Source organism: Trichlorobacter thiogenes, assembly GCF_900167465.1.
Classification (GTDB): Bacteria; Desulfobacterota; Desulfuromonadia; order Geobacterales; family Pseudopelobacteraceae; genus Trichlorobacter; species Trichlorobacter thiogenes.
In genome coordinates, this window is sequence record NZ_FUWR01000014.1 from 29,131 (window position 1) to 42,190 (window position 13,060).

Consider the following 13,060-nt stretch of genomic DNA (forward strand, 5'->3'; position numbering starts at 1 on the left):
CCTGGATTAACTCCTCAAGCGGGCTAAAGCTGCCTCTGCTGCTGACTGCTGGGCTGCTTTTTTACTGCGGCCCTGCCCTTGCCCCAGCACGGTGCCATCGACAACCACCGCTACACTGAAGAGGCGGTCATGGTCAGGCCCCTGCTGATCAACCAGATTATAAACCGGAGTTGGTTGCTTTCTGGCTGCCAGCAGCTCCTGCAGTTCACTCTTGGCATCATGTTGTGCTGAAGCACCTGACCCAATGGCAGCAACCAACGGTGTATAGATCTGCTTAATCACCTTTTGTACTGCCACAAATCCGGCATCACAGTAGATGGCGCCGATCAACGCCTCAAACACATCAGCCAGAATAGAGGGGTTGGTGCGTCCCCCTTCCCGCTCCGCTCCTTTGCCCATCAGAATCAGTGAGGCGATCCCTGCATCAACAGCCAGCCCGGCCAGGCGGGGCTGATCAACCAGAGAAGATCGCAAACGGGACAGGTCTCCCTCAGGAAGTCCGGGAAACTGCTGATAAAGCAGGTCTGCCAGTAACAGTCCCAGCACCGCATCTCCCAGAAATTCAAGCCGCTGGTAGTCAGTAGCCCCTTCCTGGCGTGCCTCATTCAGATAGGAAGGATGGGTCAGAGCCTGCTGTAGCAGGGTTTGGTTGACAAAACGGTGGTTAAGTATCGATTCTGGAAAGAGTGACATGGGCAGGAGTATACGGGATGCACCGGTTGGCTGCAAGTAGCTTTGATTGTTGATTTGCGTTGCCAAGTATAGCCTGGATGCCTATAATGATCCACTTTCATGGAGACCGTATGTTTATTACCTTTGAAGGCATAGAAGGCTGTGGCAAAAGCACCCAGATTACGCTGCTTGCGGATGCCCTGCAACAGGCTGGTCAACGGGTGCTGCTCACCCGTGAACCGGGCGGTTGCCCCATAGCCAACCAGATCCGCAGCGTTTTGCTGGATGCTGCCAACACAGCTCTGGTACCAATGGCTGAACTGATGCTGTACGCTGCTGCCCGGGCTCAACATCTGGCAGAGGTGATCCGCCCGACCCTTTCAGACGGCGCCATTGTACTCTGCGACCGGTTCAGCGATGCCACCCGTGCTTACCAGTCCTTTGGCCGTGGCCTGGATCGCCAGACCATCGAAACCCTGAATGACCTGGCCTGCAATGGCATCAGCCCTGATCTGACCCTACTGCTTGACTGTCCGGTTGAGGTTGGTCTGGGACGTGCCAGGCAGAGGATAGAAAGCACCAGCGGCCCTCGGGAAGAGCGGTTTGAACTTGAATCGCTTGCCTTCCATCAACGGGTACGGGATGGCTATCTGCAGCTTGCAGCAGAAGAACCGGACCGTTTTGTGACTGTAGATGCGACCGGTCAACCGGATCAGGTAGCGCGTGCTATTTCAGACGCACTGTTGCCGCGCCTTGTGGTACCTGCCTAGATGCCACTCAGTGCAATAAAAGGCCAAAATCGCGTCATAGATGCCTTGAAACGCTCCATCACTGCCAATCGGGTGGCCCATGCCTACCTGTTTGAAGGACCAGATGGCTGTGGGCGACGCACCACCGCTTTGGCCCTGATGCAGGCGCTTTTTTGTAAGGAACCGATTGATGGCGATGCCTGTGGCAGCTGTTCGTCCTGTCGTAAACTGGCTTCCGGCAACCATCCTGACCTGCATCTTCTGTCACCATTGCCGGATAAACGGGATATCAGCATTGAGCAAATCAGGGAGCTACAGCAACAGCTTTCTCTGCGTCCCTTTGAGGCTAAGCGCAAGGCCTGCCTGATTGAACCAGCAGAACGGATGAATGAAAAATCAGCCAATGCGCTGTTAAAGACCCTTGAAGAACCACCGGGACATGCGATCATTATCCTGCTGACAACCCAGGCGGATCTGCTGCTATCAACCATCCGCTCCCGTTGTCAGCACCTGCGCTTCAGCCCACTGGATGACAGCTCTGTGGTAGAGTTGCTGGTGCAACAGGGAATGGCGTCTTCAAAGGCGCTGGAACTGGCTCCGCTGGCAGAAGGAAGCATGGAACGGGCCACTGCGCTGGAAGAAGAATCAGATGCAGTGCGACGCCAGGAGTTGTTGGCACTGTTGTCAAAGGTATCATCAAAACATATTGCCACTGTTTTTGATGTTGCCGAGTCAGTGGCCGGTGGACGGGAAGAAACCGTTCTGACCTTCAATCTGCTGATATCATTATTGCGTGACCTGCTACTGATCCGTTCCTGCGGACAGGTTGGCATAGCAAATCGTTTTTTACATACTGAACTTACTGCTGAAGCCGCCCGTTTTACCCCGACTGGCAGTATGGAAATCCTTGAGCGTGCCCTTGAAATCAGACGGGCGGTTCAGGGTAATGCCAACCCAAAGCTGGCAATGGAGCGCTTCCTGCTGACCTATGATCGTTTACGAAAAGGAGTCTGATACGTGATACGTGTTGTTTCCATACAGTTTAATCCGGCAGGCAAGATGTATGATTTTAATGCCGGCGACCTTGATTTAAAGCCAGGAGATCGGGTGGTGGTTGAAACCGAGCGGGGCATCAGCCTGGGGTCTGTAGTAACCGGCCCGGAAGAAAAAGATGAAACCAGCTTCAGTCATCCCCTGGCACCGGTTCAACGCCTGCTGGGGCCAGAGGATGAAAAGACCCTGGCCCATCACAACCGTCGGGAAAAAGAGGCCTATGACTTCTGCCTGCGCCGGATCAAAGAGCGCAACATGGATATGAAACTGGTCCGGGTTGAGCATCTCTTTGATGGTAGCAAGGCGATCTTTTATTTTACCGCTGATGGCAGGGTTGATTTTCGTGAGCTGGTCAAGGATCTGGCCCACACCTTCCACACCCGGATCGAGATGCGCCAGATCGGGGTGCGGGATGAAGCCAAGATGGTTGGCGGCCTGGGGATCTGCGGACGTGAACTGTGCTGCGCCTCGTTTCTGCGGGACTTTCAACCGGTATCGGTCAAGATGGCCAAGGAGCAGAACCTTGCTCTGAACCCATCCAAGATCTCAGGACAGTGCGGCAGACTGCTCTGCTGCCTTGATTATGAATATGAGACCTACTGTGACCTGCGGAAAAACTTCCCCAAGTGTGGCAAGCGGGTTCGCACGGTCCAGTACAGCGGTACCGTAGAAAAGATGAACCTCTTGACTGGCGAACTGATCCTGCGCCAGGAAGATGGCAAACAGATCTCTGTAAAGGTCAAAGAACTGCTTGATGAAAACAGCCCGCTTGCTGCCCAGCCAGAACCGGCAAAAGAACAGGAACAGGTCCAGCACCAGCAGGCCCCGCGCCGACCACGTGAACAACAGCCCCAACAGAGACGTCAACGCCCTGCACCTTCAGCGGCAGCAGCAACAGCTCCTGCTCCAGAAGCTGTTGCTCATATAGCAACAAAAGCTCCAGTAGCTGAAAAAGCCGAGGCTGCCACCCAGCAGCCCAAGGCTGATGACAAGCAGAAGCGTAAAAAGCGTAACCGGCGTCATGGACATCGTAAGCCATCTGATCAGAAAACAGAAAGACCACCCCAGGAGTAATCAGCAATGAAACCAACTTTTTACGTTACCACACCGATCTACTACGTTAACGACGTGCCCCATATCGGCCATGCCTATACCACTGTTGCGGCCGATGTTCTGGCCCGTTACAAGCGGATGAAGGGGTTTGATGTCTTTTTTCTGACCGGCAGTGATGAACATGGTCAGAAGGTTGAAAAGGCTGCCCAGACTAACGGCGAAACTCCGCTTGAACTTGCAGACCGTGTGGTAAAGCGCTTTCAGGCACTGTGGGAAAAGCTGGGCATCTCCCACAACGACTTTATCCGCACGACCCAGGAACGCCACAAGCAGGGTGTCACCCATATCTTTAAACAGTTGATGGAACAGGGTGATATCTATCTGGGCGAGTACGAGGACTGGTACTGCACCCCTTGCGAGACTTTCTGGACCGAGACCCAGGTAGAAGATGGCAAATGCCCGGATTGTAACCGTCCGGTTGAAAAACTGAAGGAAGAGTCCTACTTCTTCAAGATGAGCGCCTATGGTGAAAAACTGCTGGCCCATATTGAGGCAAATCCTGAATTTATCCAGCCCAAGACCAGACGTAATGAGATCATCTCCTTTGTTAAAGAAGGGTTACGTGACCTGTCCGTATCCCGCACCTCTTTTTCCTGGGGTATTCCGGTGCCTGGTAATGAGCGCCATGTCATCTATGTCTGGTTTGACGCCCTGACCAACTACATCAGTGCACTTGGCTATCCAAATTCTGATGGCAACTATGGTCGTTACTGGCCTGCCGATGCCCACCTGATCGGCAAGGATATCCTGCGTTTCCATACGGTCTACTGGCCAACCTTCCTGATGGCAGCTGGTCTGCCGATCCCCCAGAAGGTCTTTGCCCATGGCTGGTGGACAGTGGAAGGCCAGAAGATGTCAAAGTCTCTGCAGAACGTTGTTGAACCAAACATGCTGATCGACAAGTATGGCGTGGATGTGGTGCGCTACTTCCTGATGCGTGAGGTACCCTTTGGTCTGGATGGTGATTTCTCCCACGGATCATTGATCAACCGGATCAATTCTGACCTGGCCAACGACCTGGGCAACCTGCTGTCCCGTTCAACCGCCATGCTGGTCAAATATTTTGATGGCATCCTGCCTGCGCCAGGTCCTTTTTCAGAGCTTGATGGCACTCTGAAGGCCAAGGCTGAAGGGATGATTACTGCGGTTGATAACTGCATGGATGAGCTGGCCTTCAGTAAGGCCCTGCAGGCAATCTGGGATGTTATTTCAGCCGGCAATAAATACATTGATGAAACCGCACCCTGGGGCCTTGCCAAAGATCCTGCCAAGCGTGAGCAACTTGCAACCGTCATGTATTGTCTGCTTGAGGCCCAGCGATTGGTACATTCTCTGGTAGCGCCATTTATGCCTGACACCGCACGCAAGGCGCTTGCCTGTCTTGGCTGGCAGAAGGAAGCAGCTGAAGAGGATCTGGTCTGGGGCAAACTTGCCCCAGGTACTGCAATTGAAAAGGCGGCAGCGTTGTTCCCGCGGATTGAAACAAAAGAATAGTTCCAATAGAAATGGGGAGGCCGATTCGGCCTCCCCATTTTTCTTCATCATCTCGTATCAAAATTGTCTCTATGAGCAGGAAGAACCAAACTCCGGAGAAATCACAAAACCTTCCCGCATACCAGAATTAACAAAGTCAATCACCTGACCATCCAGAAAAGAGTTCAGACTTTTTTCTGCAAGCAATTCAATCCCGTTCAATGTCAGCTTGTTATCATTTTCACCCGGCTCATCCAGAGCCAGCCCCAGACGGGGTCCGCCTCAACCAAAACCTTCAAACACCACCCGCAGCAGTTTGCCGGGGTTCTGGGCCAGAATCGGCTCCAGAGCTGTCTTTGCTGCATCCGTAATTTTCATAACGATGCTCCTTTAGAAGTATTCATATATCTGAATATATCAAGTGAGACTAACAAAAGCCAGAAAATTTTAAAAATTACTAAGCCAGAAATGAGCAGCAGTAGTCAGCTACGGTCTGAACCTTCATGGTGAAGGAAGAGTTTGCTGCAACCTCAAACGACTGCCCGCCGCCAATCCGCCGCCAGCCGGTCTCACCAGCCAGTTGCAGGTCCAGTTCGCCGGTCAGTATCTCCATCAATTCAGCAGCACCGGTGTTAAAGGTATATTCACCCGGTTGCATGATCCCCAATGTCTTCTTGGAACCATCAGGAAACAACACAGTGTGGCTGGCAACAGCACCATTAAAATAGATATTTGCTTCACGAACAACGGTTACACCTGCAAACTCTGACATACGCCTACTCCTTTGATCATTAGATATGTCTTAAAAAAGGTAAAACTCACCTTTAAACAGCTATGGCAAAACAACGAAAACCTTATCAACAAAATTAAATTCATGAATTTCAAGCAATTGCAAAACATGGCACGCCTGATGCTCTTTGATGAGTAACACATCTCACAAGGAGGAGTACCATGAAACGGCTTATTTTCGCAATTACCGCATCACTGATTACCCTGGCAACAGCATCATTTGCAGAAGAGGTTAAAATAGTCGGCCCTGTTATCAAGGTTCAGGCCGAAGCTGGCAAGGCATCAGTCGTGATCAAGGACAACACCAGTGGCAAGGATATTACCGTTACTGTAACTGATCAACTAACGGTGGATAAACTTACTGATAAACGAATCACCACCGGCGATGAAGTTCGGGTAAAATACGACACTAAAGACAATATTTCCAAGCTTTTCAGAAAAACAGCCGGTTGTTAAATGTTTACAGGGTCAGACCACACGGTCTGGCCCTTTTTTAATGCTTTAATTCGGCGGTGGTGCCTGCGAACCCGGCCCAATCCGTAAATTCGCCGTGGCAATATAGATTTCCCTCAAAAACCAGACCAATCCAAGTACCATGGAGAGCATGGCACAGATAAACAGGATCGCCACCGGAATGGAAGGATCAATCCCAAGAAAGGCGCCGATAAACATCAGTGCGATAACGGTACAGACCAGGAAAGCAGTGGTTGTACAGAGGTTAATGGCCCTACCGATCAGCTTGGCCCGTATGGCCAGTGTGTTAAGGTCACTACGAATCAGTTCCTTATGCTCATCAAGCGTAGCGATTTCAAAACGTGATTCAAGCAGGCGGGCACGGTCAATCACCCGTCCCAGCCGGTTGGTTAACACCGAAAGAATAGCACCGATACCGGTCAGCAGAAAAACCGGTGCCACTGAAAGCTGGATGGCATGGGAAACCGTATTAACGTCTGACAAGGTACGCTGCATTGTTCAACACTCCTGACCTAGCGTCGTCCATTCCAGTCAAACTTTTCTGGATGACCATCGGTCTGCCAGGAACCGTAGAATAATTTAAAACCTTCTTCAAACTGGATATCCAATCTGCCGGTACCATACTTGTCTGTCCAGACACAACTGACACGGGGAGGCGTTGATTTGGCTGTACAGGGAAACAGAATCCCTTCAACCAAGGTATCTTTCTCTTCAAAGGTATAGTTGCCAGCCAGATCCCCCTGCTGATTAATCTCAAAGGTCGTGTTTCCCTTCAATAATTCACCAGCGCTGTGAATATCACTTTGGTAGCTGCCTATGGCCCAGTGAAACCACTCAAGCGGTTCACCCGGTCCAGCCTGTGCAACAACAGCAATAGCGACAATCAACAAAGAGAAGATAAACGTTCTTTGCAGTATCCTGATAATCATACGGTTCCTCCCTTGCAAGTTATGCAATAGCGGCCAACTCCAAACGGGTTCCCCAACGGCGCAACAGCTCTTCTTTTATCCTTTGTCCATCCGGCATTGTCAACCCAGGATCATGCTCCAGCAATTCCAGGGCTACTGTGCGAGCCTGCTCCAATATAACGCCATCCCGCAGAATACTTGCCACCCTGAAATCAGGCATGCCGGATTGCCGCGTACCCAGAAAATCGCCTGGACCGCGGATTTCAAGATCAGCCTCGGCAATCCTGAAACCATCGGTGGTGGCCTCCATCACCCTGAGCCGTTTCTCACCATCTTCAGACAGTTTGCCCGCTGTTAACAGTATACAGTGTGACTGATGACTGCCACGCCCTACCCTGCCCCGTAACTGGTGTAGTTGGGACAGACCAAAACGCTCGGCATGCTCAATTACCATCAGGGTGGCATTGGGCACATCAATCCCCACCTCAATCACGGTGGTGGCCACCAGGATGTCCAGTTCATGGTTTTTAAATGAGGCCATCACCGCCTCTTTTTCCTCCGGCTTCATCCGGCCATGCAACAGCCCCAGCTTAAGTCCAGGGAAAATATCAGCCTGCAGATGTTCAGCCATCTGGGTTGCGGCCTTGAGATCAGACTTCTCAGACTCTTCAACCAGAGGATAGATAACGTATGCCTGACGTCCCAGACCAACCTCTTTATGAATCATTTCGTACACCTGTTTACGGCGTGATTCAAAATATATCTTGGTATTGATGGGAGTTCTACCTGGTGGCAGCTCATCAATCACTGACAGGGAAAGATCACCAAACAGGGTCATGGCCAGGGTACGGGGGATCGGGGTGGCGGTCATGACCAGAATGTCAGGATTAGCCCCTTTTTTCTTAAGGATACTACGCTGCAGAACACCAAAGCGGTGTTGCTCATCCACAATACCTAATCCCAGACGACTGAACTCAACCTTATCCTGAATCACCGCGTGGGTACCGATCACAATGGCTGCCCGGCCATCAACCACCTGCTGCATCGCCTCTTGCTTGGCCTTACCCCGCATACCAGAGGTAAGTAGGACAACAGTGATACCCAGCTGGTCGCACCAATGGTGAATATTGTGCCAATGCTGTTCAGCCAGGATCTCGGTAGGTGCCATGATTGCCACCTGGTACTCATTTTCAACCGCCACCAGTGCAGCCATCAGCGCCACCAAGGTCTTGCCGCTACCAACATCCCCCTGCACCAAGCGATGCATCGGGTGGGGAGCCATCATATCAGCCTTGATCTCAGACAGTACCCGTCGCTGGGCACCAGTCATCTGAAACGGCAACAGCTTGACCAGCTCTTTGGTATAACGATGGGTAACCTGAAACGAGATTCCTGTCTCAAGGGCCACACCGCGCTTTTTCAGGGCCAAACCCAGTTCCCAGAAAAAGAACTCATCAAAGGCCAAAGAACGGTGGGCCAGAGTACGGCCTTCATTGAGATCATTCAGGGGCGCTTCTGAAGGTGGCAGATGCACCAGACCAAGCGCTTCCTGTAGCGGAAGATACTGATAGCGACCCAACAGGGACTGAGGCAGGATGTTTTCAAGGTTAGGGAGAAAGCTATCAACCACCTGACGCATCACCCGCCGCATCCCCTTTTGATGCAAACCTTCCGTCAAGGGATAGACCGGCACGATCCGCCCAAAATTGACCGGATCAGCAGCCATCACAGCGTTCACATCGGCACCATTTTCTAACCATTCAACATCTGGATGATGCACCTCAGGTTTCCATCCAAAACTGGTCACCTCACCGGTAAAAACCCCCTGTTTACCTATCTGCCAAGTCCGTTTCATCCAGACACCATTGGCATGAAACCACTTCAGTACGATACTGCCACTCTCATCCTGCACCACCGCCTCAAAGACCTTGCGCCCCCCTTTGGTGGTGGCACTTTCAGCAGAAACAATTGTGCCTTGAAAGACCTGTGTCAGCCCGGGTTTTAACTGTCTGATGGGAATGAGTTGACGGCGGTCTTCATAGCGGTGGGGCAGACAAAACAAGGCATCTTCAACCGTATGAATACTGCGCTTGGCAAGCAGTTCAGCCAGCTTGGGGCCAACTCCTTTAAGAAACTGGATACCGGTCTGAAGGTTTTTGCGGGCAATCGCCTGTTGTACTGAAACCACAGGCGGCACTACTGTAACCAGTTTACGCAGCAGCAAGCCTGTATCATTGGCTTCAATACCCACACAGTCGCCCGGCTGAAGACCAAGCTGTAGCAGCTCCTCTGCGGGGATTAACAGTGAACCGGTATGATCAACCTGAAGTTTTGTCATGGCAGTAGGGTCAGTGGCCAATCATGAGGTAAATCTCAAGTTACTTTATGAAAAATCACTCCCGAAGCGGCGTGGGAAGCTAATCAGGAAAACGAATGATTTTGAGTTGTTTTTAAAGGGCTGTTAAAACGTTACCGCTCCCATATCTCTTTTTTGTCTTTGCCCAGATAAGCCCGCTTAACCTCGGCATTTTCCAGTAGTTCGTCTGCAGCACCTTCCAGAATCACCTTGCCGGTTTCCAGCACATAGCCTCGATCAGCCAGTTTGAGGGCTGCTTTGGCGTTCTGTTCCACCAGCAGGATCGTGACACCCCGTTCATCCCGTAGACGCTGCAATACCCGAAAGATTTCCTGCACCACCAACGGTGCCAGACCCATGGATGGTTCATCCAGCAGCAACAGTTTAGGACGGGCCATCAAGGCACGACCAATGGCCAGCATCTGCTGTTCACCACCGGACATGGTACCGGCTGCCTGTTTGCGGCGTTCTTCCAGACGGGGAAAGAGCTGAAAAATCTCTTCCTTGTCTTTCAGGATCTCTGCCTTGGGATCACGCGCACGGTAGCGCAGGTAGGCCCCCAGCTCAAGGTTTTCATCTACGGTCATCGGTTTAAAGACCTGGCGGCCTTCAGGTACCTGAGATATGCCCAGCTTGACGATCCGATCCGGGGCCAGGGCCTTAATCTCCTCTTTCTGGAAGAGCAGATCACCGCCATTGGCAGGTGTTACACCAGAGATGGTGTTCAGGATGGTGGTCTTGCCGGCACCATTGGCACCGATCAGGGTGACGATCTCCCCTTCTGCCAGATGCAGGGAGACATTCTTAAGGGCATGGACCTTACCGTAGTAGGTATTGATATTTTTAAGTCTTAACATTATTCGTCGTCACCTAAATAGGCTGCAATAACTTCCGGGTTATCCTGAATTTCCCGCGGTGTTCCTTCGGCCAGTTTCTGGCCCAGGTTCAGCACCACGATCCGGTCACAAATATCCATGACCAGCTCCATGTCGTGCTCCACCAACACCACCGTTACTCCCAGATCACGGATCTTACGGATTAGCTCAGCAAGGCCAACAGTTTCCTGGGAGTTTAGGCCGGCAGCAGGTTCATCCATCAGGATCAAGCGTGGTTTGCAGGCCATGGCCCGGGCGATCTCCAGCATTCTGCCCTTACCAAAGGGCAGGTTTGATGCCTGGACATCAGCCAGTTGTTCGATACCAACAAAGCGCAGCCACTCATGGGCCTCTTCGCGGATGCGGCGTTCTTCCGTTATCGCCCAAGGGGCCTTGAAAGAACAGGCAAACAGTCCGCTTTTACTCTTGCTGTGCAGACCAACCATGACGTTTTCAAGTACAGTCATCTGACCAAAAAGCTCGATATTCTGGAAGGTACGTACCATCCCTTTGGCAGCCAGACGCTCCACCGGAATGCCGCTGATGTCGCTACCTTCAAAGATCACCTGACCTCTGGTCTGTTGATAGATACCGGTCACAATATTAAACAGGGTGGTCTTGCCAGCACCATTGGGGCCGATCACACCGGTAATCTGATCAGCATGGATAGAAAAGGATACGTCGTTTAAGGCAGTAACCCCGCCAAAGATCTGGGTGATGCCTTGTAGTTCAAGCATGGGCACCCCCCTTTTTGTTCTTCAGGCCGGTAATCTTGCGAAACAGGTCAGGTATACCACGCACAAGTCCACCAGGCATGAAAATGGTCATGACCATCAGCAATCCGCCATAAAAGACAATGTCATAGTCATGCATAAAACGCAGGAATTCAGGAAGCAGTGTCAACAGCAACGCCCCCAGGAAGGAACCATAGATACTGCCCAGACCACCGATCACCACCATGGTCAGCAGCTCTACCGAAATATTGAAACCAAAGGAGGGAGGTGCCACAAAGGTCATGACATGGGCATACAGGGAACCGGCAATGGCGCAGATCATGGCAGACAGGGCAAATACCTGCACCTTAAGCAGACGTGCATTCACCCCCATTACGCGTGCTGCCACCTCAGCATCATGGATCGCCCGAAAGGCCCTGCCAATACGTGAGTTTGCCAGGTTGACCGACAACAGTACACAGCCCAGCACAAAGCTCCAGACCAGATAGTAGTTCTTAAGGTCGCTATCAAAGACAAGTGGCCCCAATTCCAGGTTGGGAATACCGGAAAAGCCCGATGGCCCGCCAGTGATGGCAACCCATTCGTTAAAGACAATATAGACGATGATCCCCATCCCCAGGGTTGCCATGGCCAGATAATGACCTTTCAGCTTCAGGATCGGGAAACCGATGGCAAAGGCCAGCCCCCCCACCACGAGCGCAACCACGGTCATGGCAAGCCACGGATTCCAGTTATAGGTTGTGGATAGAATACCGGAACCATAGGCACCCAGCCCAAAGAAGGCAGCATGTCCCAACGAGATCTGGCCAGCATAGCCCAACAGCAGGTTAAGCGCCACCGCCAGCATGGTGTGAATCCCCACAAAGACCAGTACATTCATCAGGTAATTGCCGGAAAAGACCAGGGGAGCAAGCAGGATACAGAGGGCAAAAACAGCGTATTTGATCAGTTCCTTCTTCACTGTTACACCCGTTCACTTTCCGGCTTGCCGAACAGGCCCTGGGGACGGATGAACAGAATCAACAGCAGAATCACAAAAGCAATGGCATCTTTGTAGCCAGAGGAGATCAGGCCAGCCCCCAGTGACTCCAGCACCCCCAGGATCAGCCCGCCAATCACGGTGGGAATGCCACTGGACATCCCGCCAATAATGGCAGCACAGAACCCTTTCAGGCCCAGCATAACGCCAACGTCATAGGAGGTCATGGTTAACGGCGCCACAATAATACCGGCCAGAGAGCCCATGGCAGCGCTGATCACAAAAGAGAGTAACACCATCCGGCGCACGTCAATCCCTACCAGGCCTGCTGCACGGGGATTATAGGAACAGGCCCGCATCGCCTTGCCGCTGATGGTATGGCTGAAGAACCACTTATTCAGGCCGATCAGCACCACCGTGATACCCAGAATCCAGAAATGTTGTGGCAACACAGTGGCACCGGCAATCATAATCGGCTCTTCGCTGGAAAATGGCGGCAGGGCATGGGTATCCTTATCCCAGATCAGCATGGATAGACCACGGATCAGGATTGAACCGCCAATGGTAATGATCACCAGACTAATGGGTGAAGCCTTGCGTAAAGGACGGATAGCCAGCCGTTCAAAGAGCAGACCAACCAGGGTGGCCAGCAGAACAGCCAGTGGAATAGCTGCCCAGAGGGGAAGCTTCAGAGTTTCCATTAGAAACAGGGTCAGCATCCCGCCCAGCATGACAAACTCGCCCTGGGCAAAGTTGATGATGCCGGTGGCATTGTAGATAATGGAAAAGCCGATCCCGATCAGGGCGTAGATAGCCCCGGTGGAAAGCCCTGACAGCAGATATTGCAGTAATTGGTTACCTAATTCCATGGATGCTGTTTACCAA

The 13,060-nt window shown here is 52.0% G+C and carries 15 protein-coding genes; 5 read left to right on the forward strand and 10 right to left on the reverse strand.

Annotated features, from left to right (window positions below; all coding sequences use genetic code 11):
• Positions 1 to 6: 6 nt before the first annotated feature.
• On the reverse strand, positions 7 to 693 hold the full coding sequence (rnc, locus tag B5D39_RS11990) for a ribonuclease III (RefSeq protein WP_078790707.1): 687 nt from the start codon (positions 691 to 693) through the stop codon (positions 7 to 9).
• Positions 694 to 803: 110 nt separating this feature from the next.
• Between rnc and tmk the strand changes: the two genes are divergently transcribed.
• The 4 genes from tmk to metG are packed head-to-tail and all read left to right on the forward strand — an operon-like array spanning position 804 to position 5,081.
• A complete protein-coding gene (gene tmk, locus B5D39_RS11995; RefSeq protein ID WP_078790708.1) occupies positions 804 to 1,442 on the forward strand; it encodes a dTMP kinase in 639 nt (212 codons plus the stop codon).
• Positions 1,443 to 2,435: a DNA polymerase III subunit delta' gene (gene holB / locus B5D39_RS12000; protein ID WP_078790709.1), complete on the forward strand. Its 993-nt coding sequence runs from the start codon at positions 1,443 to 1,445 to the stop codon at positions 2,433 to 2,435.
• A 3-nt stretch (positions 2,436 to 2,438) separates the two neighbouring features.
• A complete protein-coding gene (locus tag B5D39_RS12005; protein WP_078790710.1) occupies positions 2,439 to 3,548 on the forward strand; it encodes a PSP1 domain-containing protein in 1,110 nt (369 codons plus the stop codon).
• 6 nt (positions 3,549 to 3,554) lie between these two features.
• Positions 3,555 to 5,081, forward strand: coding sequence for a methionine--tRNA ligase (metG, locus tag B5D39_RS12010; RefSeq protein ID WP_078790711.1), 1,527 nt, complete (start codon positions 3,555 to 3,557; stop codon positions 5,079 to 5,081).
• A gap of 69 nt (positions 5,082 to 5,150) precedes the next feature.
• Here metG and B5D39_RS12015 read toward each other — a convergent pair whose 3' ends face one another.
• Positions 5,151 to 5,438 carry an iron-sulfur cluster biosynthesis family protein gene (locus B5D39_RS12015; protein ID WP_078790712.1) on the reverse strand — a complete coding sequence of 96 codons (288 nt, stop codon included), beginning with the start codon at positions 5,436 to 5,438 and terminating at the stop codon, positions 5,151 to 5,153.
• Between the two features lie 79 nt (positions 5,439 to 5,517).
• Positions 5,518 to 5,832 carry a pyrimidine/purine nucleoside phosphorylase gene (gene ppnP / locus B5D39_RS12020; protein ID WP_078790713.1) on the reverse strand — a complete coding sequence of 105 codons (315 nt, stop codon included), beginning with the start codon at positions 5,830 to 5,832 and terminating at the stop codon, positions 5,518 to 5,520.
• A 179-nt stretch (positions 5,833 to 6,011) separates the two neighbouring features.
• Between ppnP and B5D39_RS12025 the strand changes: the two genes are divergently transcribed.
• A complete protein-coding gene (locus B5D39_RS12025; RefSeq protein ID WP_078790714.1) occupies positions 6,012 to 6,305 on the forward strand; it encodes a hypothetical protein in 294 nt (97 codons plus the stop codon).
• A gap of 45 nt (positions 6,306 to 6,350) precedes the next feature.
• On the opposite strand, the gene B5D39_RS12030 is transcribed toward B5D39_RS12025, so the two are convergent.
• From B5D39_RS12030 to B5D39_RS12060, 7 genes are all read right to left on the reverse strand, one after another.
• Positions 6,351 to 6,818, reverse strand: a complete 468-nt coding sequence (locus B5D39_RS12030; protein WP_078790715.1) for a DUF2721 domain-containing protein — start codon at positions 6,816 to 6,818, stop codon at positions 6,351 to 6,353.
• A gap of 17 nt (positions 6,819 to 6,835) precedes the next feature.
• Positions 6,836 to 7,252, reverse strand: a complete 417-nt coding sequence (locus tag B5D39_RS12035; RefSeq protein ID WP_078790716.1) for a hypothetical protein — start codon at positions 7,250 to 7,252, stop codon at positions 6,836 to 6,838.
• 19 nt (positions 7,253 to 7,271) lie between these two features.
• Positions 7,272 to 9,569: an ATP-dependent DNA helicase RecG gene (gene recG, locus B5D39_RS12040; RefSeq protein WP_078790717.1), complete on the reverse strand. Its 2,298-nt coding sequence runs from the start codon at positions 9,567 to 9,569 to the stop codon at positions 7,272 to 7,274.
• Between the two features lie 131 nt (positions 9,570 to 9,700).
• Entirely contained in the window at positions 9,701 to 10,444 is a 744-nt protein-coding gene (locus B5D39_RS12045) for an ABC transporter ATP-binding protein (RefSeq protein WP_078790718.1), read from the reverse strand.
• Positions 10,444 to 11,199, reverse strand: a complete 756-nt coding sequence (locus B5D39_RS12050) for an ABC transporter ATP-binding protein (RefSeq protein WP_078790719.1) — start codon at positions 11,197 to 11,199, stop codon at positions 10,444 to 10,446. Before B5D39_RS12050 ends, B5D39_RS12045 begins: the two co-directional genes overlap by 1 nt.
• Positions 11,192 to 12,157: a branched-chain amino acid ABC transporter permease gene (locus B5D39_RS12055; RefSeq protein WP_078790720.1), complete on the reverse strand. Its 966-nt coding sequence runs from the start codon at positions 12,155 to 12,157 to the stop codon at positions 11,192 to 11,194. Before B5D39_RS12055 ends, B5D39_RS12050 begins: the two co-directional genes overlap by 8 nt.
• A 2-nt stretch (positions 12,158 to 12,159) precedes the next feature.
• The gene (locus B5D39_RS12060) at positions 12,160 to 13,044 is read right to left on the reverse strand and encodes a branched-chain amino acid ABC transporter permease (protein WP_078790721.1); all 885 of its coding nucleotides are present in this window, start codon (positions 13,042 to 13,044) and stop codon (positions 12,160 to 12,162) included.
• Positions 13,045 to 13,060 lie beyond the last annotated feature (16 nt).

Coding starts and splice junctions, on each gene's coding strand:
- rnc (WP_078790707.1), bottom strand. CDS start 693: ATGTCACTCTTTCCAGAATCGATACTTAACCACCGTTTTGTCAACCAA.
- tmk (WP_078790708.1), top strand. CDS start 804: ATGTTTATTACCTTTGAAGGCATAGAAGGCTGTGGCAAAAGCACCCAG.
- holB (WP_078790709.1), top strand. CDS start 1,443: ATGCCACTCAGTGCAATAAAAGGCCAAAATCGCGTCATAGATGCCTTG.
- metG (WP_078790711.1), top strand. CDS start 3,555: ATGAAACCAACTTTTTACGTTACCACACCGATCTACTACGTTAACGAC.
- ppnP (WP_078790713.1), bottom strand. CDS start 5,832: ATGTCAGAGTTTGCAGGTGTAACCGTTGTTCGTGAAGCAAATATCTAT.
- B5D39_RS12025 (WP_078790714.1), top strand. CDS start 6,012: ATGAAACGGCTTATTTTCGCAATTACCGCATCACTGATTACCCTGGCA.
- B5D39_RS12030 (WP_078790715.1), bottom strand. CDS start 6,818: ATGCAGCGTACCTTGTCAGACGTTAATACGGTTTCCCATGCCATCCAG.
- B5D39_RS12035 (WP_078790716.1), bottom strand. CDS start 7,252: ATGATTATCAGGATACTGCAAAGAACGTTTATCTTCTCTTTGTTGATT.
- recG (WP_078790717.1), bottom strand. CDS start 9,569: ATGACAAAACTTCAGGTTGATCATACCGGTTCACTGTTAATCCCCGCA.
- B5D39_RS12045 (WP_078790718.1), bottom strand. CDS start 10,444: ATGTTAAGACTTAAAAATATCAATACCTACTACGGTAAGGTCCATGCC.
- B5D39_RS12050 (WP_078790719.1), bottom strand. CDS start 11,199: ATGCTTGAACTACAAGGCATCACCCAGATCTTTGGCGGGGTTACTGCC.
- B5D39_RS12060 (WP_078790721.1), bottom strand. CDS start 13,044: ATGGAATTAGGTAACCAATTACTGCAATATCTGCTGTCAGGGCTTTCC.